This window comes from Fictibacillus terranigra (assembly GCF_030412265.1).
In the GTDB taxonomy this organism is placed as follows: domain Bacteria; phylum Bacillota; class Bacilli; order Bacillales; family Fictibacillaceae; genus Fictibacillus_C; species Fictibacillus_C terrinigri.
The window spans coordinates 647,751-671,009 of sequence record NZ_JAUHLN010000001.1 but is presented as its reverse complement, the minus strand read 5'-3'; the positions used below and the strand labels follow the sequence as shown (position 1 = coordinate 671,009).

At 45.5% G+C, this 23,259-nt stretch carries 21 protein-coding genes and 1 pseudogene; 2 read left to right on the top strand and 20 right to left on the bottom strand.

The window, feature by feature from the left end; all coding sequences use genetic code 11:
- Positions 1-170: 170 nt before the first annotated feature.
- Positions 171-1,346 (bottom strand): styrene monooxygenase/indole monooxygenase family protein, encoded by a 1,176-nt coding sequence (locus QYF49_RS03205; protein WP_290398181.1) that lies wholly within the window; start codon positions 1,344-1,346, stop codon positions 171-173.
- 269 nt (positions 1,347-1,615) lie between these two features.
- Here QYF49_RS03205 and QYF49_RS03200 point away from each other — a divergent pair, with 269 nt between their 5' ends.
- The gene (locus QYF49_RS03200) at positions 1,616-2,854 is read left to right on the top strand and encodes a tetratricopeptide repeat protein (protein WP_290398180.1); all 1,239 of its coding nucleotides are present in this window, start codon (positions 1,616-1,618) and stop codon (positions 2,852-2,854) included.
- A gap of 105 nt (positions 2,855-2,959) precedes the next feature.
- On the opposite strand, the gene QYF49_RS03195 is transcribed toward QYF49_RS03200, so the two are convergent.
- The 3 genes from QYF49_RS03195 to QYF49_RS03185 form a co-directional block, all read right to left on the bottom strand.
- Positions 2,960-3,727, bottom strand: coding sequence for an SDR family oxidoreductase (locus QYF49_RS03195; RefSeq protein WP_290398179.1), 768 nt, complete (start codon positions 3,725-3,727; stop codon positions 2,960-2,962).
- A gap of 116 nt (positions 3,728-3,843) precedes the next feature.
- Positions 3,844-7,215, bottom strand: a complete 3,372-nt coding sequence (locus tag QYF49_RS03190; RefSeq protein ID WP_290398178.1) for a hypothetical protein — start codon at positions 7,213-7,215, stop codon at positions 3,844-3,846.
- Between the two features lie 447 nt (positions 7,216-7,662).
- Positions 7,663-7,938, bottom strand: coding sequence for a hypothetical protein (locus QYF49_RS03185; RefSeq protein ID WP_290398177.1), 276 nt, complete (start codon positions 7,936-7,938; stop codon positions 7,663-7,665).
- A 485-nt stretch (positions 7,939-8,423) separates the two neighbouring features.
- Between QYF49_RS03185 and QYF49_RS03180 the strand changes: the two genes are divergently transcribed.
- Positions 8,424-10,277, top strand: a complete 1,854-nt coding sequence (locus QYF49_RS03180; RefSeq protein WP_290398176.1) for an acyltransferase family protein — start codon at positions 8,424-8,426, stop codon at positions 10,275-10,277.
- Positions 10,278-10,514: 237 nt separating this feature from the next.
- Here the strand turns inward: QYF49_RS03180 and fliT are convergent, their stop codons facing one another.
- The 16 genes and pseudogenes from fliT to QYF49_RS03100 form a co-directional block, all read right to left on the bottom strand.
- Entirely contained in the window at positions 10,515-10,865 is a 351-nt protein-coding gene (gene fliT / locus QYF49_RS03175; RefSeq protein WP_290398175.1) for a flagellar protein FliT, read from the bottom strand.
- Positions 10,865-11,266, bottom strand: a complete 402-nt coding sequence (fliS, locus tag QYF49_RS03170; protein ID WP_290399029.1) for a flagellar export chaperone FliS — start codon at positions 11,264-11,266, stop codon at positions 10,865-10,867. The genes fliT and fliS overlap by 1 nt, the downstream gene beginning before the upstream one ends.
- 27 nt (positions 11,267-11,293) lie before the next feature.
- Positions 11,294-13,354, bottom strand: coding sequence for a flagellar filament capping protein FliD (gene fliD, locus QYF49_RS03165; protein ID WP_290398174.1), 2,061 nt, complete (start codon positions 13,352-13,354; stop codon positions 11,294-11,296).
- Between the two features lie 15 nt (positions 13,355-13,369).
- Positions 13,370-13,708, bottom strand: a complete 339-nt coding sequence (gene flaG / locus QYF49_RS03160; RefSeq protein WP_290398173.1) for a flagellar protein FlaG — start codon at positions 13,706-13,708, stop codon at positions 13,370-13,372.
- Between the two features lie 515 nt (positions 13,709-14,223).
- Positions 14,224-14,340: pseudogene (locus tag QYF49_RS03155) on the bottom strand (flagellin); the annotation flags it as partial.
- Positions 14,341-14,680: 340 nt separating this feature from the next.
- A complete protein-coding gene (locus QYF49_RS03150; protein ID WP_290398172.1) occupies positions 14,681-15,787 on the bottom strand; it encodes a flagellin N-terminal helical domain-containing protein in 1,107 nt (368 codons plus the stop codon).
- A gap of 149 nt (positions 15,788-15,936) precedes the next feature.
- On the bottom strand, positions 15,937-16,161 hold the full coding sequence (csrA, locus tag QYF49_RS03145) for a carbon storage regulator CsrA (protein ID WP_290398171.1): 225 nt from the start codon (positions 16,159-16,161) through the stop codon (positions 15,937-15,939).
- Positions 16,162-16,163: 2 nt separating this feature from the next.
- Positions 16,164-16,607, bottom strand: a complete 444-nt coding sequence (gene fliW, locus QYF49_RS03140) for a flagellar assembly protein FliW (protein ID WP_290398170.1) — start codon at positions 16,605-16,607, stop codon at positions 16,164-16,166.
- A gap of 12 nt (positions 16,608-16,619) precedes the next feature.
- Positions 16,620-17,195: a DUF6470 family protein gene (locus tag QYF49_RS03135; protein WP_290398169.1), complete on the bottom strand. Its 576-nt coding sequence runs from the start codon at positions 17,193-17,195 to the stop codon at positions 16,620-16,622.
- Between the two features lie 48 nt (positions 17,196-17,243).
- Positions 17,244-18,158: a flagellar hook-associated protein FlgL gene (flgL, locus tag QYF49_RS03130; RefSeq protein ID WP_290398168.1), complete on the bottom strand. Its 915-nt coding sequence runs from the start codon at positions 18,156-18,158 to the stop codon at positions 17,244-17,246.
- A 10-nt stretch (positions 18,159-18,168) separates the two neighbouring features.
- On the bottom strand, positions 18,169-19,686 hold the full coding sequence (gene flgK, locus QYF49_RS03125; RefSeq protein WP_290398167.1) for a flagellar hook-associated protein FlgK: 1,518 nt from the start codon (positions 19,684-19,686) through the stop codon (positions 18,169-18,171).
- Positions 19,687-19,701: 15 nt separating this feature from the next.
- A complete protein-coding gene (locus QYF49_RS03120) occupies positions 19,702-20,160 on the bottom strand; it encodes a flagellar protein FlgN (protein ID WP_290398166.1) in 459 nt (152 codons plus the stop codon).
- 9 nt (positions 20,161-20,169) lie between these two features.
- On the bottom strand, positions 20,170-20,430 hold the full coding sequence (flgM, locus tag QYF49_RS03115) for a flagellar biosynthesis anti-sigma factor FlgM (protein WP_290398165.1): 261 nt from the start codon (positions 20,428-20,430) through the stop codon (positions 20,170-20,172).
- 103 nt (positions 20,431-20,533) lie between these two features.
- A complete protein-coding gene (locus tag QYF49_RS03110; RefSeq protein ID WP_290398164.1) occupies positions 20,534-20,926 on the bottom strand; it encodes a TIGR03826 family flagellar region protein in 393 nt (130 codons plus the stop codon).
- Between the two features lie 77 nt (positions 20,927-21,003).
- Positions 21,004-21,717: a ComF family protein gene (locus QYF49_RS03105; protein ID WP_290398163.1), complete on the bottom strand. Its 714-nt coding sequence runs from the start codon at positions 21,715-21,717 to the stop codon at positions 21,004-21,006.
- A complete protein-coding gene (locus QYF49_RS03100) occupies positions 21,714-23,255 on the bottom strand; it encodes an ATP-dependent helicase ComFA (RefSeq protein WP_290398162.1) in 1,542 nt (513 codons plus the stop codon). The genes QYF49_RS03105 and QYF49_RS03100 overlap by 4 nt, the downstream gene beginning before the upstream one ends.
- Between the last annotated feature and the right edge of the window lie 4 nt (positions 23,256-23,259).

Here is a 23,259-nt window from a genome sequence, read left to right as displayed (position 1 = left end):
CATCACCGCCTGCTCTATCTCTGTCATTCTATTGTAAAAAAGAAAAAGGGATGGAGGTACTAGACTAAGTTACTAAAATTTGCTAAAACAGGGTGATAAGACTAGACAAAAGGGTGCCAGGCACCGAGATTACACAAGTGTGTAAAACTGGTGCCTGGCACCCTCAATCTTTAAACCTTCGTGAGAAATGCTTCGTGAGCGGTGGATGGGTTTTCGAACCAGCGGGCGATTTTATCCGCTTTTTGCTGATCTTCTGCAGCACTGAGCAGCATCTGAACGATATGGCCGGGAAGAGGCTGAATCATCGCGTTCGTCCACTCTGTCACCTCTTTAACAAACGGCTTGATCCGTTCCCAGTATAAACGTCCCATCTCTTCATCCCAATTATCCGCATGCTTATGTTCGATCAGCAGGTCAGATAATTTTTCCGCACAATAGGATGAGAGATTGCTTCCCTGTCCGGTGATCGGGTCGTTGAGAATCACGCTGTCTCCACAGCCCAGGTACAGCCTGCCGTTCTTGTTGAGATAAGGGATACGTACTTCAGGTGTAATCGCGATCTGTAAGAAGCCGTTCTCATCACATAGGGCAAACTCTAAATCCACTATTCGCTCATGGATGTGCGGGAAAAACATCTCAACGGCTTCTCTCATTTTAATCGTGAATGCTTCAGGTGTCTTAATGCCTTTAAACATATCCAACGGCCCCTCTGGAACGGCTGTAATGAAAAGGATGGTAACAGGACCGTACTCCGTTTCAGACGGAATCTCAAACATCTCCCCGAGTTCCGGGATCACCGTCACGTTGACCCCAAGAGGAGAGATGGGCTTTACTCCTTTAAAATATCCTACGATACTCTTACGCTGTGGGTTTTGAAACGGGGTAAGTTCTTTTTCAATCGGAAACGGGACAAGGGGGCCGTTTTTCCCTGTACAGTCAATGACCAGATCAAATTCGTCACGCAATTCTTCAATGTCCTCTTTTTCCACCTTCCTCTGCTGAAAGGAAACACCAGCTCTTTCCAAATCTTCAGCATAGCGAGAGTAAGCCAGGCGCTGATCGACGGATAAACCTGTTTTTTCAAGCATCCCTGCAAACAGCTTTTGATCCCCGACCGTGATATGAATACTTTCAATCAATGAATTGCTTTCCCATTTCGGCATATGAAAACGTTCCTCGCGGGCACGTGTCGGCCCGAAATGTACCTGCGTGGACATGATCCGGCCGCTGCGCAGCTGTTCTGGTGTACGATGACAAACCATGATGACTTCAAAATCATCCTTTAAAGCGTAAGCCAGCTGCAATCCGGCCGTTCCGCTTCCTACGATTCCAATACGCTTTTTCAAAAGCTTCAACTCCTTTTTTAAATTTCCCTATGCCTAACTTTCTTCCTTCACGGCTCAAGTCCTTTTTCACTTATAAAAACAGTAAATATGAACAGGTATCGACAGATTATTTCCTAGGAAATTCGACTTATTCCCCATTCTTTCGAACCTTATTACCATTTACAGACAAATAAGGTTGTAATTCGGTAAAATTATGTATATTATAGGAAAAATCCGTTTTTTTCTATGATATGATATAGAAAAAAATAGAATAGATGAAGAGGTGAATCATGATTAGAGGGGAGAAAATAAAATATTTCAGAGAAAAAAACAAACTTACCCAAAAAGAGCTCACTTCTGGCATATGTTCAGTTCCCTACCTTAGTAAAGTCGAGAACAACAGCATCGTCCCTTCTCGGGAAATTCTTATTTTGCTTTGCAAAAGGCTGAATATAGAATACGATGAGCTGCTGCAATCCTCCTCAGCCGATGGCATCAAGAAGATGATTTTTGACTGGTATGAAGATATAAAAGCGAGAAACCGGCCGGCCTCCACCGAACATTACATAGCGATTGAGAAGAAGATTAAAGGCATCTCCGACATAGAACTCTTAACGATGTTTCACTTGGCTGCGACTCGCCATTTTCTTCTTATAAGGGATTTTAAACAGGCAGAAGAACAGCTGGCTTTTGCTGAAAAATACATGGCGTATATGCCAAAAGAGATTGAAGCGTACTATTTTTACTTTTCAGGTTTGAATGAATACTTAAAAGGACGCTTTCAAAAAGCGCTGGAGCTGTATTTAAAAGCAAGCGAGTATGTGAATGAGCCGGAATACCATTACCAGCTTGCACTCATCTACAGCCGGTTGGGCAAGATCACACTTTCCATCTTTCACTCCGAGCGGGCGATGGAAGAGTTCAATAAAAACATCCTATTTTTTAAAGTGGTCGATTGCTATATCCTGTTGGGCATCAACTACAACCGGATCAATAAACATGCTACTGCCCTCTCTTATTTTAAAAAGGCGCTGAAAGGCATAGAGTCCCTGCCGGATATCGGCCATTTAAAAGTACATATCTATCATAATATGGGGATTGTCTATCATAAGCAAAAGAAACCGTGGGAAGCGATCGATTACTTCCTAAAATCACTGAATGTCCGCAAAGAACTGCAAGGCGGGGAGCTTACGATCTACCTTCTCGCCAGTAACCTTTTTCAGCTGAATGAAGTTGAGGATGCCACCCGCTGGATTGAAAAGGGGCTCGTGCTCTTAAAAGGGGAATTGAATGAAACCTATTGCTTGCTGAAGATCCTCCAATTTCAGGTACAAAAAAGGCGTAACGAGGAGGACTATAAAATCTTTCTGGAGGAGACCGCCCTTCCGATCTTCAAGCAAAAGGATGAATTCATGTACATCCGTATGTGCTATGAACAGCTCGGAGATTATTATTACCGAAAGAAACAATACAAACGCTCAAGCGAATACTACTGTGAAGCCAACAGCGTCGAGAGCTCTTTCATTTGAAATGGTGCCAACAACCAGGTGCCAGGCACCGCCTTTACATACTTGTGTAATAGCGGTGCCTGGCACCAAACAAAGCCCCCTTTCCAACTGAAAGGGGATGAAAGATCACTTCATAAATTCGGGATTGCTTTTCAGGAAATTCTGCCAAGCTGCCAAAATCCCCTGCTCAATTTCTTCTCTCGGTGCGCTAAGACGCTCTTCTGTCCCGCCGTAGCCAACCTCCACTTTTTCTTTTTTCAGTCCTTCAAAAATGGTATCCGCAAAATCATCCACCGGAGCGCCGAACGTATGCAGCCCGACACCGCCTAGATCCGTATTCACCGCTGGCGGCAGAATTTCCACTACCTCGATATTCGTGTCTTCGAGCTGATATCTCAGTGTCAGCGTAAAGGAATGCATGGCCGCTTTTGTCGCACTATAAATCGGAACCCAGACACCAGGCTGTATCGCCAGCCCTGACGTTATGTTCATGATGGCTGCCCTTTTTTGTTTCTTCAGGTGTGGAATAAACAGCATGGACAAATGGATAGGACCTTCAATATTGATCGCCATCTCCTTTTGATAATAACTCCAGTCATGGTCGGCGTTTTGCAAATTGACGCGCTGCTGAATGCCTGCGTTATTTACGAGTACATTGAGATCTGGAAATTCACTGGATGCCCATTCAAACAGAGCGATGCGTTCGTCTTCTTTGGAAACATCACACACTTTTGTGTGCAATTCCGGGTACTTCTCTTTGGCTTCTGCCAGTTTTTCTTCCCGTCTGCCTGCTACAATGACCTTGTTTCCTTCTTTTAAAAACCGCTCAGCGAAGGCCAGTCCGATCCCTGATGCTCCACCTGTAATCAAAATGGTATTTCCCGTTATATTCATTGCTGCTCCTCCTGACTGGGAATTTTCGGTTTATTTTATCAATCCCTCGCCTTTTACACAAACCATTGAACGCTTAAAAAAGAGACAGCCCCCTTAGAGGAACTGTCCTTGTTTCATTATTTCCAGGCGCCGAACCACGAACTCCACTTTCGCAAAATTTGTTCCTTCAGTGATGGTGACTCAACGCCCTTCTGTTTTTTATATTCATTGGAACCGGCAAACCCGATCAGCAGGATTCCCGCGATCAACAGGTACACCCACCACGGCATGTTGCCCCAGTATGGCCGGGTCTGTACGAGTACGTTGACCAGCAGCACGATCAGGCCGCTGAAGAAGTAGCTTTTTTGTTTCGAAACAAAACCGTAAAGGATAAAGATGACGGCCAGTGTCCCAAGGATGATCGCATCGATGATCTTGTAGCTGTACATCGCATCGATCATGAGGATCAAAGAGATGACGCCGATCAAGCTGTATTGGACATACATGTTGACCTTTTCGGTGAGATTCCATGTCTTTCTCGCCAGCAGGCAGCTGACCGGGATCCATGGCAGCACATACAGCTCAGCCATGAGATAGTCAGGGAAATCAATGATGTCGATGATCGTATAATAGGTTAATAGACTAACGAGCAGTGAAAGCGTTTGAAGCACTTTTTGGGCGATGGGAACGACTCTGATCCTTCTCGAATGCTGATACAGCACTACCGCAATCAGCGTAAGCCCTGCGATGAACACCCATTCCACTGCCTGCATGCAGCCGGTCCAAACATAGACGAGCCCTGCAATTCCGTACATATCCACTTTTTCATCGTTTTCCTGTTGATACAGTTTTTCATATAAAAACATGCCTGCAGCTGTAAACAGGATACCGATCGCATACCACACGCCCGCACGGATCGGAGAAGAAAGACTGTAAAAATCCAATAAATGGGCCATCCCGATCCAGAAAAAAATCAGCGGGAAGGCTGCGGCTGTTCTCCAATAGCCTTTAAGAGAATGGAAAAACGCCATAAACACAAAGATGATAACCATAAAAAACCAAAGAGAGATCACATCTCCGCTGTAATAGGAATCCGCCAGATATTCGGCCATCACCAAAATGGTGAACGGAACAATATACCATCGGAGACGTTCCTTCCACACTTTTGAGACAGCAAAATAAGCAGCCAGCAGCAACAGACTGTAAACAAGACGGTTCTCGTTAGGAAACCACTCATTGACCATAAATCCGAATGCAGCGGATAAAACCGTCAGTCCCGCGTAAAGACTGTATTTTCTCTCTGCTTCAAACGCGGAGCGCCACACGTATAAACCGTATAGGACGGTCAGTAAGAGATAAGGCAGTGTTTCACCTGATGTAATAATGTTATAGAATACGGCATAAAGCAGAGCTGCCTGACTCACAATCACCGCGGGAAGATGGCTTTGGCGTTCCACCCGTTTTAACGCTTCATAGGAAACAAAGAGAAGCACCGAAATCGAGATCAGGGTAAGACGTTCGCTCAGCGGATCTGCCGCTAAGTGAAGCAGCGAATAAAAAACAAAGAACAACCCAGCCTGCACCACTCCATAACCAACGATCTGTTTAAAATAACGTGTTCCGACAAACATCATAAAAGTAAACAGCAGACTGCAGACGAAACGGATCCAGTCGGCTTCCGTACTGAAGGACGAAATAAAACTCGCCAGAGAAACGAACATGGCACCGATCAATGCGTACTGGCCGAGAGTGCGGTCACCTTTTTTCCAATAATGCAATGCAGCAAGCAGTACTGTGCCTATTCCTATCGCGAGCGAATGATCCGGATCAGGTATAAGCGCCATTCCCAATGAAAAGCCCGCAAAAAATAGAAAGACCGTAGCGCCTGCGGCGAACACTTTTTGAGTCATGCCCTCTTCTGTTGTATAGTGCCTTGCCGAAAGTCCGGCCAGCAGCAGGGAAAGAACGACCGTCTGCCAAAACTCAGAAATCAACAGTGTCAATCCGAAACCTACGAGCAGGAATACTCCGCCCATATACAGGCTGGGGCGGCGGATCGGCTGGATGAACTGGCCGATCACATACGTGGCCAATCCGGAAATCCCGACCGCCAGCGGCCAATACTCCATGCTGGACGAGCTGGTGAGATGATATACCTCCAACGCAGCACAGAAAATATAGAAAGGGGCGAGATACGTAAAGAGACGGAAAGCCGTGTTATAGCTTAAGTAAACAAAGTTCCCCGCGATAACGAGGTACCCGAGAAGCATCCATATGCTCCCCTCTCCGCTTGAAAGCATCAGCCCCTTTCCCGTCACGAGTAAAAACGCAAGGGCAGAGACAGCCCCGTTGGCGATCTGATAATACTTTTTCAGATTGCCCTTCGAATAACGGGCAACAGCGAGCAGCACAACAGGAACGACCGGGATAAGAACAAGGCTCAGACCAGCTCCCACCGCTTGTTCAACGAGCTGATAGAGTCCATACGAAATGAAAGCCATGAACAGGAGCTCATATTCAACCCGCTTGTTCACCATTCTCATCGCCAAATACAGTACAGCGGCCAAAACCAGGTTGAAGCTCTGAGAAAGCGGCTGTTCGAAAGAAATGATAATGAATAACGTTGATAAGATCAGATTGCTTTGAATAAAAATAGGCATTACCTTTTGATAGATATCTGCATCCTTCGCTTTTCGTACATGATAAAGATAGATATAACCCGCATTTCCAAGGGCATATGCAAAATAGAACGCGTTTTTCTCAATGCCGAACGCCAAAAGAACAAACGCATAGCCGATGGCCGAGGCGATCAGCGTTAACCAGGCGAACAATTTGGATGAAAACGACTTCGTGAACAGCCAATAGACCGGCAGACAGATCAGACTGGTAACAGCCCCCAGCACATATTTTCCATCCCCTGAAAAACTGAGCCAGCTGCCGAACAGCTCAAAATATCCTGCCGACAGAATGGTGATCGGTACGAATAGCGCAAACAGTACAAAGAACGCAAAGGCAGTTTTCGTAATGTGAAGCACCCGCTGTGACAGTGCACCGAGCCCTCCAAAAAGCGCAGCGATCCCGCCCACCAGCAATGTTTTCGTGAGAGAACTGAAAACCTCCCAGTTGCTCGTTGCGAGGGTAAGCCCGCCGAGAAGAAGAAGCACGACGCCTGCTGTCATGAGCAGCGTCAAGTTTCGTTCCCGCTTTTGTTCCGCAGTGAGCGCCGGCTTTGGTGCCGGTGGCGGAGGAACAGGTCTAGGCTTTGGTACAGGCTGAGCCTCAGGTACCTTATTCGTGTGGCCGGGCTCTTCGTTTTGAACTTGTGGTGTTTCCTCCAACCGCTCCGGTTCAATAGCCGCCTGTACATAGAGCTCCTTCCCTTCCGCAAACCTCCTCTGGTCCCTTTCATAACGGTTGATCCCTTCAACCACCCTCAAATAATCTTCATATTTTAGATATCCTTTTTCCTTCAGGTCAAACAAGTCCTTGATCAATTCTGGACCCTTCATGCTACACCCCACTTTTGCATCAAATATTGCAGCTGTATATTGATTCATTCTATGTACCAACCACATTATACATCACTTTTGGAAATAAAAGGGTAGCTATGCAGAGATTTCTACAGCAAAGAGCGTTCCTTATGAGCGAAATATCCTAACGCCTTGCTACAAACCTTCCAACTCGATTCACTGCCTTTCCAGGACTGCTCCAAGAAAACTTTCTCCCCTATCGGTCGATCCAGCTTCCTCCTCCAAATAAGGCGGAGAAAAAGGAGACGAGCGAAAAGAGACCACACCATATAATAGGAATTAAGCTGACTGCAAAAAACAAAAACCGAAAAAATGAACTTAAACAACCCATTTAAGTAACCCTTTCTATTCTGTTAAGCCAGTAAAAAAGACATTGTGATTTTACGGTCCTTCAAGATTAATGCTTTTTTTAACCTTTTTTCCTCTTCAAGCTTTTTTGCTTCCTCGAGCTTTCCTGCCTCTCAATCTCATGGCTTGCTGTCTGAGCCTGGCCGCTTCTCTTTTTAACGCATCTTTCAACTGTTCTCCCGTACTGGCTGATGAAAAATGGGTGCTTGCCGCTTCTGACATGGCCTGCTTATAGCTCGCTTTGCTTTTGCTCTCCCAGTCTTGGGCTTGGGTCTGTACATGTGCGCGGTCACGTCCGAGGCTATCCAGGTTGTGCATCGACTCCGATACGTTGCCGGAATACCAATCTGGCATTTCCGCCTGCATCCTGTATTTTTTTGCTTGTCAAATAACATTTGATCACCGCCCGCTTGTTCTCTCTCTTCCTATTGTAATGAAGGTACACACTCATATGAACTAGCTGTTATTAGTAAAATTAGGTAAATTCCCGGAAGTTTGTACCTATTCCCGTGCGACATATTTCCTATTCCAGCTCCATGAGCCATTTATTCCTTGATTCAGTAAAACCAATTGAACTATAGTAGACCATAGGCTAAATTCCCCCGCGATCAGGAATTTTTTTACATGAAATTTTGTCGAAAATAGTAGAAATGTTTTGTTTTCAATCTACTGGAAAACCACTAAACTATTATGGGAGATAAAAAGATGTGCTTCATATGGAGGGAGAACAACCATGTTTTACATTGCATGCTGCCAGCAGCGAGGAGTTACTGCAGATTTTAAGGCAGCAAGGTTACTATATAATAAGAAGAAAGATTTCTGGGTAAGGGGGGAGCTGGATGCCTGAACCTACCCAGAAAAACAAGCGGTATATGCCGGGGATTGATGGACTGCGGGCGTTCGCTGTTCTCGCCGTCATCGCCTATCACTTAAATCTCGGATGGGCACCGGGCGGATTGTTGGGTGTCGGCATCTTTTTCGTGCTATCCGGCTACCTGATCACAGATTTAATCATCGCCGAATACCATCGAACAGGAAAAATTAACTTTAAACAGTTCTGGATCAGACGGGCACGCCGACTCCTGCCAGCCTTGCTGTCCATGCTGGCTCTCGTTATTCTTTGGGTCCTTCTTTTCGAACGTTCGTTTTTACTGGACCTCTGGGCTAATGTGCTTTCTGTTCTTACATACGTAAGCAACTGGTGGCTCATTTTTCACAAAGTGTCCTATTTTGCCCAGTTCGGGCCTCCCTCTCCGCTCAACCACTTATGGTCGCTGGCGGTGGAGGAACAGTTCTATCTCATATGGCCGCTCATACTGTTACTCGGCCTTCATTACATAAAAAATAAACAAGTGATTCTAAACAGCATACTGGCCGCAGCCATCATTTCAGCTATTGCGATGGCTGTCCTGTATACACCGGGAGAAGATCCTAGCCGTGTGTATTACGGCACCGATACGAGAGCTTTCGCACTGCTCATCGGAGCCGGACTTGCCATCGTTTGGCCGAGCAGAAAACTGTCCACCCGTCTCCCGAAAGAACAGCGCAAAGCACTCGATATGGTAGGAATACTCAGTCTCTTTGGCATTCTGCTCTTGATCGGATTCACCAGCCAATTCGATAGCTTTTTATATCGCGGCGGAATGGTCATTCTTTCCATTTTCACGTTGTTTGTCGTAGCGACTCTTGCCCACCCGTCCAGCCGGCTTGGCATGGTGATGGGATGCAAGCCGCTTCGCTGGATCGGTGTCCGGTCGTACGGAATCTATCTATGGCACTTTCCGGTTATTGTTCTATCCAACCCGGCACAGGAAAATGTTCATCCATCTGCATGGCTCAAAATCACTCAATTTGCATTAATCATTATTTTGGCCACGCTCTCTTGGCACTTTGTTGAGGAGCCGATCCGCCATGGGGCACTGCAACGATGGAGATCGAAATTAAACGTAACCACTCATTCGTGGAAACGCGCGACCCTCGTGCAAAAGTCTATCCTTGGCTGCTCTGCAGCGGTCATCGTCGTCATCTTTTTCACGGTTGTCGTCCCAACGCTTCACAAGCTCGAAGAAGGACAGGAAAAGAAAGCCGTGCAGGCCATCATGAACCCTGAACCTGTAAAACCGAAAGAGAAACCGAAGCATGAACAACCAAAACCGGAAGAGAAGTCAAAACCGGATTCTGGTCAAAAGCCTGATCCAAAACCAGCACCTGTCCCGCCGCCTAAACCGGCGGACGAACGAATCTCAGTGATCGGTGACTCGGTCATGGTGAACGTAGCACCTTATATTAAAGAAAAATTCCCCAAGGCAACGGTTGACGCCAAGATCGGCCGCCAGCTGAAGGATGCTTCAGATGTCATCGATCACATGAAGGCAAACGGAAGCCTCGGGCACACAGTCGTCATCGGGCTTGGAACGAACGGACCTTTCTCCAAAGATCAGCTCGTGAGCGTCCTCGATAAGGTCGGAAAAGACAAAGAGATCGTACTGATCAACAGCCAGGTTCCCCGTCCGTGGGAAAAGGAAGTAAACACCACGCTGGAGGAAGTCGCGTCCTCACATCCTCATACGAAGCTTGTGAACTGGAACGAGGCAAGCAACGGACAAACCTCATACTTTTATAATGACGGTGTCCATCTCAAGCCAGAAGGCGCATCCGCCTATGCAAAGCTTGTAGAAAGAGCCGTAAACTAGAATAATAGAAGAAAAAGAGAGCAACGGCTTAATCGCCGTTGCTTTTTGCCGGTGTTTGGTGTTTACTTGCAAATCGAAGATCATTACTATCGGTTCGACACGAATTACTCACGAAAACGCGGACTTTACTCACGGTTTTTCACCGTTATCTCACGGAAAATCCATGTTTACTCCCAAAACACATCATTTTGACAAATGGAGACGAAAAACTCCGGCTCATATACAAGCCGGAGTTACTTAGTTCTTTTTATCAAAAAACATGCCGTCACCCGAAACAGCCGCGTATGGGTTAGCATACTGTAGGGAGCTGGTTTTCTTTTGATTCATCAATGTGATGTCACGGCGAATCTCAGCGAGCTGGCGGTCGAGCAGAGGCTGAACCATCTCATCCAGCTGAAGGATGGTAAGCCCCATCCGCTTCTCTTCTTCTGTAAAAGTGACCGGGATTTCGCTCAGCAGTCTTTCGCGCTGATCCAGCAGCTCATTCAACCGCTCAATGTAGGGTTCACGCTCTTCCTTTGGAAGACCGCTCTTCACGTGACCATGCAGGTTGTGAGTGATTTCGAGCAAAACGCTGATGGCTCCCATTATACTCTCCCCCCTTGGCCATACTGCTGACGGCGATGGATATGGATAACTTCCTTCCATGTATCACGGAATTCGGTCACAAACCCCTCCACCTCACCCAAAATCTCCACGCTGCTTTGAATGTTCGCCTCAATCAGGCGGCGATGGATATAATCATACATCGGCATGAGAGTCTGGGAAACCGGAGCATCCATGTTCAACGTGACCATAAGCTCCTGGATGATTTTTTGTGCTTTTAATAAGCTGGTGTTTTTCTCTTCAAGGTTTTTATTGTGAATGGCCTGCTTTGCCTGGCTAATAAACTTCAGACAGCCATTATAGAGCATCAATGTCAGTTCTCCGGGCGATGCCGTTTGAACCGAGTTGTTCTGGTACGACTGATATGGGTTTGGTAAAGACATCATGTCACTCCCTTAATGTATTGCTTGTTATTGGCTGAAATACTGTGACAGGTAGGCACTCTGCTGGTTGGAACGCTGAATCGCTTGCTCCATCGCGGTGAATTGGCTGTAATAGCGGTTCTCGATTTGAGTCAGCCGCTCATTGAACGCATCGATACGGGTATCCAGATCATTCAGTTCTTTCCCGATGACAAACTGGCTGTTGACCAGAAGGGAATTTCCCGCTTTATCCTTAATACTGTTAACCGCCTTGCCCAACGTATCGTACACTCTTTGCATGAGGCCGTTCTCACTGCTGACACTGCTCGTATTGGTGAAGAGCTTTTCAACAGAGGCAGGGTCATCTTCAATCGCCTTCTTCAATTTCGCCTCTTCAAGCACAAGCTTTCCGCCTTCAAGGTAATTACTCGAAGTGGTAATGCCGATCTTGGCTAACTGGTTATATTTTGGATTAATCGAACTGTCTGTCACGGCGGCAAACATGTTCTGGCGCATTTCATTTAAAGCGGATGAAAGAATCGGATCACTCTTGATCAGCCCGCTCTTGGCCTTCTCATCCCAAAGCTCAGCCTGTTTATCTGTCATCGCTTCCCGTTCTTCATCTGACAGCGGATCATATTTTCGGTAACGTTCTTCTGAAATCTTATCTTTCACCTTTGAGATCGTCTCATTGTATTTATCGAAAAATGCTTTAATATTTTTTACTACGTCATCCGCATTATTTCCCACGGCCAAGGAAACCGAACCCGTATCAAATTTTTGTTTTAAAGTGAAGGTCACTCCGTTCATGGCGAAGGTGTTGGAAGTGCGCTCCGTCTTAAGCCCATTTATGGTGAAGACAGCATTTTCCCCACCGCTTTTAGTCACATTACCATCAAACCGTGCCGCCCATGTTAAGAAATCACCCGTTGTATTGATTTCATCACCGTTCGGATTAAAGTTCCCTGTCTGTGACCGGGTTAGCGTCATTCGGTCGGTCTGAGTATCATAAAAAGCAGTTACTCCAACATTGGATGAATTAATTTGATTAATGACCGTGTTTAATGACGTAGATCCGTTCACTGCGAACGTCTGTTTAACTGCTTTTCCGTCTGTATCATAGGTTTGAATGCCAAACGTCAAATAATTCTCTTTGTAGGTTGCTGATATTTCAGCGCCTTTTTCTAGATTATCGGCAACTGAGAGTAGGCCTGTCTTCTCGTCGACATATACATTCTTTGAACCGGTAGTGAGCAGGCTCTTATCACTGACCACTGTGTAATTCTCAACTGCTCCAGCTGATGTTTTTACTGCAACAGTCGTTAACGAACCAGACACAATTGAAGTTTTGGAAAGCTGGAAATCCTTCGTTTCGCCAGGTGCAGTAATAGTGTCTGTATGATCAGGTGTGAAGTACGTGGCCGATACTGAGCTGTTCGCCGCAAGCTGCTCACTAAACGTCAGCTTGCCGTCTTGACCGACAATAACTTGTCCAGGTGATTTGGGATCACTGAAGGAACTGACGACCTCATAGTCCTTCCCGTTTACTTTGATGGTGCTGCTTAACAGCAATGAACTCTCTAAATTTTTTCCCTTTAATTGAATCGTATCGGTAGCTGTTCCAACGGTTTGTGTTTCTTTTTCAATACTCCCTTGTTTCCAATCAAATCCTGTGCTTGAGCTGTCTGCATAGCTGGCAAACTTCGTCATTTGATCATATAGGCCAGCATTGGCATCTATTTTCTCTGTAGATGATTTTGATAACGCTCCGGCGTTAACCTTGGTTGCTGCACTTGCCAGTTTTTCCACTGAAGAGATATTATAGGAAGCTGGATTTGCTGATGAACTGGCTGTTGCCGTGATCCGGCTCTCATCTGAGGTAGTTACCGTTCTTGCACGGTAGGAAGATGTCAGTTTCATGGAAAAGGACAAATCCTTCAGGCTTGAAAGAAGGGTATTCATCGTTCGATAATCATCTTTTTGCCATTCCAGTAATTGTTTCTTTTGATTTAGTTTATCGAGCGGCAACCGCTGGGCCTTCATCATTTCTTTTACCATGGAATCAACGTCCATACCGCTGGCAAGCCCGCTAATGCGCAATGTACTCATTCACTTCACCTCTCATTAAAATTTTTTATCAATAAAAAGTCCAACAAAATCGAGCATGGAGGCATACATGTCCAGAAACTTCTTCGACGGAATCTCTCGGACGATTTCCTTTGTATTGTCATCAATAACCTGCACATAATAATCGTTTAATTTTTCGTGGAGAACAAATTTCGATGATGTATGAGTGGGCAGCAGTAAATCGTTCACTCCACTAATCATTTTTTCTAAATCTTTTTTAGCTACTTTTTCTGAATGTACTATTGATTCAGACTGCTTGTTTTCTTTATTAACAGCTTTCCGGTCATTATTAGCAAAAATATTGGTAATCGTTGATAGCGTGCCTTGAACTTCCACTGATACAAGCCCTCCTGCAAACCGTAAATTCAGTTATTACTAATATCGGTTACTTATTAGAACTTTTAATGATTTCCAGTAATAACTGGACTAATCTACTATGAACAAAAAAATGGCCACCCCCATAGAGATGACCATTTGAAATATTAACGAAGAAGTTGAAGAACTCCTTGTGGTTGTTGGTTGGCTTGCTTTGCCACTGTGCTTTTCAGCAACAGAATAGACTATATCTTCACCCTTAATGTTAAGGGGCTGGGCACTTCGAATGATTTCTCATCCTACGAATCTCATTGTCATAGCATCTGCCGTAGACAGTACATTCTAGTCGTTGAACCTTCTCCACCCTTTCGAGACAGGAGCTTGGCTGCTGATTATCCATTGTACATCTTTCTCATTTTCAAACCGTTACGTCTATCGTTTCCGATTGCGCTGTGGTTGAGAAAGCTTTAGGAAGTTCCAGCAATTCACCCAGTGATAATCTAGCTCGTTGCCAAACTAGACGCCCTTGGAATCAATTATCTCAAGAGTTGTAATACACCTTGAGGCATTTGATTGGATTGAGCCAGCATAGCTTGTGCTGCTTGAGAAAGAATAGAGTTCTTTGTTTGGTTCATCATTTCTTTCGCCATCGTGCGAACATTTACTTTCATAAATGACCAGACTATATCTTCACCCTCTAGCAATCTAGTAAGGGTCGGGCACTTCGGATCCACAATGCTGAACCACATTGTGTCACCTACGGATTTCATCATCATAGCTTTTGGCCTTAGATGGTCTATCCTAGTCGTTGAACCTTCTCCACTCTTTCGAGACAGGAGCTTGGCTGCTGATTGCCCAATCTTTTCTTTTTTTAACCTTCACGCCTGTCGTTTCCAACTACGTTGTGGCAAGAAAAGCTTAAGGGGTTTCCAGCAATTCACCCGATAATTATCACTGACCGTTACCAGCCAGGACGACTGTGCTTGTCACTGCCTAAGCAGCTAAAGCATAATCTACGTCACGGATACGGGATTCCGCAGCAGTTAGGTTTTCGGAAGATGTTCCTAAGTTGTTAATTGTGTGCTCTAGGCGGTTTTGGTTAGCTCCTAATTTAGAACGTTCAGCAGAAACTTTATCAATAGCACCTTGTATAGCAGTTACGGCATTACCTGCCTTAGCAGAAGTACTCACATCCAGTGCTTTTTCATTTGCAGTATTGTTTGTTCCATCAGTGACTGTTGCTGTAGAAGTGAAATTTGCCGAAGTACCAGTAATTCCAAGTGCAGCAGCTCTCATATCAGCAAAGTCTAAAGTCATAGTTTGGTTTTCGTTCGCACCAATTTGAGAAGAAAATGAAGATTTTGCAGCTGCTGCCACTTTTCCTGCTGTTGTAGTAGCTAAGGCAACACCTGTCCCTGATGCAACTGGAGCTGTAGCTGACTCTTGACCTGCTTTTTGAACTAATTGCAACTTACCTGTTGCATCAGCTGCCGTGTACTTCGCAGATAATGTTGCGTCATTATTAATTAAAGTAGCTAGCTCAGCTGAGTTTTTAAAGTTAGTAACTCCACCACCAGTAGCATTGTAAGTGAAAATCTTACCGTCAATTGTGACGTCAGCTGTACCAATAGTAATTGCATAATCACCTGCTACCGCAGCGGCAGCAGGAGTTACTGTACCTGCGCTAGCATTTAGCAATTTTTGAGTGTTAAATTCTGTAGTGTTCCCAATACGGTTAACTTCTGAAGTTAACTGATTGATTTCTTTTTGTATTTCAGTACGATCCCCGCTTGTATTTGTATCATTTCCTGCTTGAACAGCTAATTCACGCATACGTTGTAAAATGTCATGTGTTTCGTTTAATGCGCCTTCTGCTGTTTGAATCATGGAGATAGAATCCTGAGCATTACGTGATGCTTGATCTAAACCACGTACCTGCCCACGCATTTTTTCAGAAATTGCCAGCCCTGCAGCATCATCTCCCGCTTTGTTAATACGAAGTCCAGAAGATAATTTCTCCATTGATTTAGATTGTGCTGTAGAAGCACTGTTCAATTGACGGTAAGTATTTAGCGCCGCGATGTTGTGATTAATTCTCATTATTTATTTCCTCCTTGAAATGTTTCCCGCCCACATCCTTGTGGTTGGTCATGTTATCAAACAAAAAAGACGATTGCGGCCGTCAATCCTCTTGATTGTTTGCTCACCACTAATATCGTCTATCGAATGGGAATGTTTATAGTAAAATACTACTTATTTAATGTTTTTAATTGATCCATAAGGTTAATAGAAGTATTGGCAGCCTCACTGTTTTCCTCTTTAATGGAGAGATAGATTTCCTTGCGGTGAATTTCCACCTGCTTTGGTGCATTAATCCCGAGCTTTACCTGGTCACCTTCAATCCCAAGAATGGTGATCTCAATATCATCACCAATCTGGATCGCTTCTTTTATCCTGCGAGTGAGTACAAGCATCTCTAAACACCCCGCTTTTCTGCTGCTGAGGCGAAAATAAGATGTCTTGACGTGTACTTGTTATCAATCAATACCACTTGTTTACCAAGACTTTCTACTTTATTAATGATGACTGGCGCCTGCAAGTTGGCTGTCGATTCTTTCAGGTCTTCACGCAATGTAACAATAACCTGCACAAACACATCCTTCTGTTCTTTTATTGCTAATCCATTAACTACAGATTCAGGCAATGTAAAATCATATCCAGGAAAATATGTAAACGGATCTGCCGTTACAAATGCAAGCCCCGATGTAGATACAGATTGCATCACAGAAAACGGAGTATCTTCGAACGGAAGGATAACAAATCCCCTCTCTTCTTCAAATCCCGGAATGCCGTGTTCAAACGTTATGACATCATTTTTTTCAACTTCTATATCACCATGAAATTTAGTTTTCAGTTCCATGTTTTCACCACTTTACTTTTTTTGGTCAATCTCTTGGCCTGTCACATCAATTATTAAAGAAGGCCATTGCTTCATATCAATTTGCACCTTACCAGGTTTATAGCCGTGAATAGGTTTGTTTATCCTTGATTCAATGATCGGCCTGTTAACCTGCCAGTCAATATTAACTTTAGGAGGTTCATAGTTTGTTTTTACACTAAAAGGAGACGGAACAAACCCAATGTTCAATTCCAGCATCGGATCTTCTCCATTTTCCTTCGCCTGATCAGCAATGGGCTGGCCGCCGTTCTCAATCCTCATCAATTCATCGCCTTGCTCAGCCATTCTGGACAGGCCATCCAGCCAGTCGCTGTATCCTCTTTGTGCGAACTCCTCAATCCTCTTCGATATGGGCTTTAAGTCCATGTGTGCCCAGGCCTGTGACTGGTCAATCGTAAGCTTTCCTGGAATCGTTTCGATGCTCAGATCGGCTTTTGGCTGCTGGATTTCAAGATCTGCCGGCTGCTGTTCGATTTCCTGAACAGGCGGTGTGGTGGTAATTCCGATTTGCCCTTTGGTTGATTCCATTCTAAGCTGAGGAACACTCATTTTAATTCCCCCTAAAAAAGAGAGAGCTATCACATAGATAGCTCCTACTTAGCGTAAAAAGTCCAATAATGATGGCTGAATAATGCGGGAGCCAACACCCATTGCCGCCCGAAGAACGCTTTCCTGTGATTTCATGTCAGTGATCACACGTTCCACGTCAGCATCTTCATTGTCAGAAAGGATGCGGTTTGCGATCACTTCCTGCTCATCCACCCGGTCTTCCATTAGTTCCAGACGATTGTTCTTCGCACCCAGTTCAGCTCTCTCTGCAACAATTTTATTAATATGACCATCGAGCAACCCTAGGAAGTTACCAATTTCTTTCGTATAGCCTCCAGGAGTGCTTTGAGAGTCCAGTGCCTTTTCCAATGCGGATAGATCACTGAACAATCCATCTCCAGGATTCGTACCGGTTGTAAAAATCTCTGAACCTTTCACATTGACACCAAGCTGGATGCCTTTGGAGAGTTCAATTTTCACGTCGTTGCTGTTGGTCGACACTTTTGTTACTTCTCCATTTGTCAACGTAACCGGTGCATTCGTCGTATCATTCCCGTTAAAGATATACTTTCCTGCAACCTGGGTGTTCGCAATGGTAACTAAATGCTCTTTCAGCTGCTTGATTTCCTCACCTATTGCCGCTTTCTGGTTTTCTTCATACGTTCCATTGGAAGCCTGGACCGTTAGTTCACGAATACGCTGTAAAGCACTCGTTGCTTTATCAAGAGCATCATCTGAGCTTTCCACCCAGTTGTATGCTTCTCCAAAGTTCCGTTTAAACTGTTCTACTTCCGCCAGGTTTGTACGATAGGCCATCCCTTTCATCGCGACAACCGGATCTTGGGATGGTCTCTTAATTTTCTTTCCGGTGGCAAGCTGATCCTGGTATTCTCCCATCTTTGCATAGCTGCTGCTAAGGTTACGCAGCATGTTTCCTGACAGCATGCTTTGTGTTACACGCATAAAAAGTCACCTACCTTCCTACCATACCCATTCCATTAATAATTTTATCGAGCATCTGATCGACCATTGTGATCATTCGGGCAGACGCATTGTATGCATGCTGAAACTGAATCATATTGGTCATCTCTTCATCCAATGAGACTCCGCTCACCGATTGGCGCCGCTGATCGACGGAATTCGCGAGAGTATCCGAGTTCGCGCTCATTCGGTTCGCCTGCTGGGCATCAACCGCCATCTTTCCGATCGCTGCCTCATACTTTGATTTTAAGTTCGTCGTATCTTTTACACCTGCTAGATTTAATGCATTGCTTCCATCTCCAGCTGCTTTGCTTGTAGCCGCCGCGATGTTTTTGAGGTCATCCGTAATTTCTGAGGACACTTTAAGGAGCTTGGCTGCACCTTTTGCAGGAGTTGTACCATCAATTTTCACTTGATCATTTGCTGGTGTAGAAGGATTATCAAGGGCAAAGAAGTCGTGTGGCGTTTGAGTTCCAGTGGTGCTATTAATATCGTTCAAACTCCATCCTTTACTGTGCACATCGTTAAATGCCTTCGCAAAATCAAGAGCTAGATTATCCAGCTGATCGAGCATAGCCGGATAATCATTATTATAAGCTGAAGTCATTCCCTCCAGCTTGCCTCCGACAGCAGTTGATGCCAGTGCGGTTCCACCCAAAGAAAAGCCGGAAATATTACCGTTGCTCTCGTCTGCAGACAGGCTTTTAAAAGAAAGCGGACTGCTGTTTCCATCTACTAATGTACCTAATGATGCTCCAGATGCATCTGTAATCTCAATCGTGTACTTCCCTTCAGCGAGCGGGGAAGCTGTAGTACTGCTCGAAGTCTTCGTCACCTTCACATTAACGAGCTGGGAAAGACGGTCCACCAGCTGATCTCTTTCATCATACAGATCGTTCGGAAGATAACCGTGCGGTTCTATCTCACTGATCTGCTGGTTAATGTTATTCATCTGTTCCGCGATCGAGTTGATCTCTTTAACGGAGATATCCACTTGACTCTTGATGTCATCACGAATGGTTGATAGCGAGGTTGATAGATAGTTAAAGGTCTCTGCTACAGCTACCCCGCGCTGGCGCACAACCGAACGGGCACCATCGTCTTCAGGATTGACTGCGAGATCCTGCAGGGATTGCCAGAACTGATCGAGGGTCCTGGACAAGCCGTTGTCACTAGGCTCGTTCATGATATCTTCCATTTTTTCAAGTGCTTCGCTTCTGGCTCCCCAGTAACCGGATTTCGTGTTCTCTCCGCGGAACTGCACGTCCAGGAAGCTTTCCCTCACACGCTGAATCGAACCAGCCTCCACTCCAGTCCCCATCTGCCCCGGAATTTGCGGGCGGTTCATGGCTGGTGCAGGGTAAGGCGCGGTCTGGGTGAAGTTTACACGCTGGCGCGAGTATCCGGGTGTGTTGGCATTGGCGATGTTCTGCCCGGTCACTTGCAGGGCATATTGCTGGGTTGTCATCCCGCGGCGGGCGGTCTCCAACCCATGAAACGTTGATACCATGAATGTTCCTCCGTTCTAGGCTTTTGAATCAAACAGAGAAAAGCTCCCTGCTCCCGCGTATTCCTTTGCCTGCGGTCGGCTGTACGTTACTTTTTCAGGCCCCGGCATGAACATGTTCAGTGACATATTCACAAACTGCAGAGACTGATGGATCAGCTGCTGGTTCAGTTCGTTGCGTTCCTTTAAAAGCATATATTCTTTTGAAAGTTCATATTGAAGTGCTTCAAGCTGTTCCTTTTCACTTGGTCCAGCCTGATCAATCAATTGTGGCATCGTGAGAGTGCTTGTTCCATTACGCATTTCTTCAAGCTCCATCAAGGTCTTCACATGCTCATTCTCTTTAAGCATCAAAGCATCGAGCACCTTTACATCACCTGTTTTTAAGATCGCTGTTTTCTGTTCGGCGATGCTGTTGAGCTCCCGGTGGACGTGGAGCAGCTCGTTTAATAAAGATGTCATGTCCGTGAGTGCCATGAGGTCCTCCTAGTTCCAGAATTGGTAGAACTTCCGGGCGATCTCTCTTGAGTCTGGCTGATACTGTCCGGAATTGATCTGGATTTTAATTTCATTTATTTTATCCTGGCGGCTTGCTGAAAATTGCTGTGATGATTGAAGATCTTTTGCTTCAGCTGAGATTTGGATTTCGTCGCTCTGCTTCATCTTTTCCTCGTTCTTTATGGAATATTGTTGGTTCTGTTTCATGTAGGGATTAATATTGACGAGATTAAAGCTATTGATCTTCATAGGATTCACCTCTTTTTTGCAGGATCACTCCTGCGTTTCCTATTTCTTATATCGGTTTAAAATATAAACACTGAAGCTGTTCATATAAAAATAGGACTTTCGATTAATCGGTATAGTAAGACCTTCCTAGATCAACCAGTTTTTTTTTCGCTTCAAATTCATCGGTTTTCAAATCACCCATGATCTTCTTTTTACAGGAGCTGCACAGTCTTCCTTCCTGGGTCGGCCCTTCGCAGGTTTCACATGGATAATAAAAATTCGGAAACCCGACCACACGGATTCTTCCCTGGCGGATGAACTTCGTGATCTTCTCTTCATCCACCCCGGTGTGCTGATGAACATCAAACAGGGTGGCTTGACGGTTCTCCCGCTTCCTCATGTATTGAAACACTTTTTCAAACATCTGCTCTTCTTCCTTAAAGCATGTATCACATACTGGACGAAGGTGCTCGACATATAAGTTTCCACAGCTTGGGCAATTTTTCAATTCCCCCATTCCGATATCACTCCTCTAATATCTCTACCGTAATTATCGGAAGCTGCTTCAACTAGTTTAATGAGGCATAAAAATTTTCAGCGAGCCAGTGTGAGTGAGGCAATACTCCGAGCCCCCGCCTCCTTCAAGACGATAGCCGCCTGTCGGATCGTCGCTCCGGTCGTGTACACATCATCCACAAGGACAATACTTTTTCCTTTAACGAGCTCTTCATCAACGCCCAACATGAAAATCCTTTCTCTCATTTCCAGCCGCTCTCTCCTTGACTTTTTACTCTGTTTCTTTTCATGCAATACCCGATTCACGGCATGCACCACTTCCACACCCAACAATCCTGCCAGCAGCTGTGCCTGGTTAAATCCCCGCTCGTAGTGCCGTTCGCGGCTTAACGGCATCGGAACGGCAACACACCCCTTAAATTCTTGCCGATAAACGCCTTTTAACTCCTGCCTAAACCCATTCACAAGCTCCGCATCACCCCTGTATTTCAGACGGCTGATCAGCTCCTTCAAAAAATCATTGTAGACATACAATGACCGGTTCTTAGCGAGAATCCCTCGCCATTTGTCGTCTTCTTCCCACCTTAAACAGTCGTTACAGCGATTTTCCTGTCGATATTTCTCGGGAAATAAAGAAAAAGAGCGGCCGCAAATCTCACATACTTCTCCTTGAATTCTCTCGAAAGAAGAACTGCACACCTCACAAAAGTGCACTTCATCAGCCAGCCCTAGAACAGAACGCCAATTGACAGGATCATAGAACCCCTTATCACAATACAGACAATAATTCATAGTTCCGCCTCCTTGTTCATCCCCTCAATATGCCTTTTAGCATCGACCATTGCATTCGTCCTCCCATAATGAAAAAACAAGACATCGCCTGCTGGATCGTCCTTGCTTCGTCCAGATCGGCCGGCGATCTGGACAAGAGCACTTTCCGTGAAGATATCCTCTTCCGCACCGAGCACGGCTACATCCGTAAAGGGAACGGTTACCCCGCGCTCAAGGATAGTCGTCGTGACTACTATTGAAACCTCGCCCTTCCGAAACTTCATCACCTTCTCTTTACGCTCCGGATCCTCTGCATGTACACCTTCAATTCCTGGGAAACCGGCCTTCAATAGAGCCACCACCTGATGAAGTGCGGCAACGGACGGAACAAACAAAAATCCCTGCCTCTTTACCTCCAACTGATGGCTCACCCAGTCCACTACATTGCTTGGCAGCCTGCCTTTTTTCAGCCTTTTCTTCCAATTTCCGCACCAAACAAACCTTGGAACAGGCAGCGGAAACCCATGAAATCGAACGGGAATCCTTACATGTGCTAGATGACCAAGCGACGCACTTTTCTTCATCTTTCTGCTTGGTGTAGCACTGAGATATACGAGCAGGGCATTTCCCTTTTTCGCCTGATGAACTGCATATTCCAATGACTGATCATAGGAATACGGGAAGGCATCCACTTCATCAACGACCACAAGGTCAAACGCCTCTCGAAAGCGATACAGCTGGTGGGTTGTTGAAACAATCAACTGAGCTCCCTCCGACTTCTCTTCGCTTCCGCCATACAGACCTGCCAAAGTAACACCGGGAAACACTTTACGCAATCGTGGAAGCAGCTCCAGTACCACATCTGTCCTTGGAGTCGCCAAACAAACCCTCTGTCCAGCCTTCAGCGCTTTTTCCACTCCATGAAAAAGAACCTCTGTTTTTCCTGCACCGCATACCGCCCAGATCAGCAGCTCACCCTCATCACCAATCCGGGAAACCATTTGATCTGAAGCTTTCTTTTGAGCGGCCGACAAATCACCATCCCACTCAAGCGCTACGTCATCCACCCGCCAGTCCAACTGAGGTCCGCACCAGCGGACGAGAGGTGTACACCGGCTGATCCGCCCCATCACAAGGCACTTCCTGCAATAAACACATTCAGTCTCCTTACACCGAAAACAGGAGAAAGAAGCAAACAGCCGCGGCTTATCATTGCCACACCGTTTGCATACAAACGAGCCTCCAACATCAACTGCTATTCCTTTTACATACGTTAAGCAGCCATGAAGGTAATGCTCATGAATCATATCCATCGGGTAGGGGAGTTCATCAAATGAGAGAAGCTTGCCTGATAAGAAGGCTTGAAGTTCATGGGAAAAGGGGAGATGCCCGAAAAAATCAGGGGGATCAAGGACTGGAAGCTTGTAAAAGGGAACAGGGGCAGCACTGACATCCGGCGGCTTAAGGGCATCTGGAGCCGCCAGTGTTTTTCCATCAGCAAAAAAAGAGACGAACCTCATGGCGCCGTCTCCTGTTGAAAAGGAAGTTTCATCTTTCATTCCT

Excerpts from the sequence above, each read along its gene's own strand:
- QYF49_RS03200 (WP_290398180.1), top strand. The coding sequence starts at position 1,616 with ATGATTAGAGGGGAGAAAATAAAATATTTCAGAGAAAAAAACAAACTT.
- QYF49_RS03195 (WP_290398179.1), bottom strand. The coding sequence starts at position 3,727 with ATGAATATAACGGGAAATACCATTTTGATTACAGGTGGAGCATCAGGG.
- QYF49_RS03190 (WP_290398178.1), bottom strand. The coding sequence starts at position 7,215 with ATGAAGGGTCCAGAATTGATCAAGGACTTGTTTGACCTGAAGGAAAAA.
- QYF49_RS03185 (WP_290398177.1), bottom strand. The coding sequence starts at position 7,938 with ATGCCAGATTGGTATTCCGGCAACGTATCGGAGTCGATGCACAACCTG.
- QYF49_RS03180 (WP_290398176.1), top strand. The coding sequence starts at position 8,424 with ATGCCTGAACCTACCCAGAAAAACAAGCGGTATATGCCGGGGATTGAT.
- fliT (WP_290398175.1), bottom strand. The coding sequence starts at position 10,865 with ATGGGAGCCATCAGCGTTTTGCTCGAAATCACTCACAACCTGCATGGT.
- fliS (WP_290399029.1), bottom strand. The coding sequence starts at position 11,266 with ATGTCTTTACCAAACCCATATCAGTCGTACCAGAACAACTCGGTTCAA.
- fliD (WP_290398174.1), bottom strand. The coding sequence starts at position 13,354 with ATGAGTACATTGCGCATTAGCGGGCTTGCCAGCGGTATGGACGTTGAT.
- QYF49_RS03150 (WP_290398172.1), bottom strand. The coding sequence starts at position 15,787 with ATGAGAATTAATCACAACATCGCGGCGCTAAATACTTACCGTCAATTG.
- csrA (WP_290398171.1), bottom strand. The coding sequence starts at position 16,161 with ATGCTTGTACTCACTCGCAGGATAAAAGAAGCGATCCAGATTGGTGAT.
- fliW (WP_290398170.1), bottom strand. The coding sequence starts at position 16,607 with ATGGAACTGAAAACTAAATTTCATGGTGATATAGAAGTTGAAAAAAAT.
- QYF49_RS03135 (WP_290398169.1), bottom strand. The coding sequence starts at position 17,195 with ATGAGTGTTCCTCAGCTTAGAATGGAATCAACCAAAGGGCAAATCGGA.
- flgL (WP_290398168.1), bottom strand. The coding sequence starts at position 18,158 with ATGCGTGTAACACAAAGCATGCTGTCAGGAAACATGCTGCGTAACCTT.
- flgK (WP_290398167.1), bottom strand. The coding sequence starts at position 19,686 with ATGGTATCAACGTTTCATGGGTTGGAGACCGCCCGCCGCGGGATGACA.
- QYF49_RS03120 (WP_290398166.1), bottom strand. The coding sequence starts at position 20,160 with ATGGCACTCACGGACATGACATCTTTATTAAACGAGCTGCTCCACGTC.
- flgM (WP_290398165.1), bottom strand. The coding sequence starts at position 20,430 with ATGAAGATCAATAGCTTTAATCTCGTCAATATTAATCCCTACATGAAA.
- QYF49_RS03110 (WP_290398164.1), bottom strand. The coding sequence starts at position 20,926 with ATGGGGGAATTGAAAAATTGCCCAAGCTGTGGAAACTTATATGTCGAG.
- QYF49_RS03105 (WP_290398163.1), bottom strand. The coding sequence starts at position 21,717 with ATGAATTATTGTCTGTATTGTGATAAGGGGTTCTATGATCCTGTCAAT.
- QYF49_RS03100 (WP_290398162.1), bottom strand. The coding sequence starts at position 23,255 with ATGAAAGATGAAACTTCCTTTTCAACAGGAGACGGCGCCATGAGGTTC.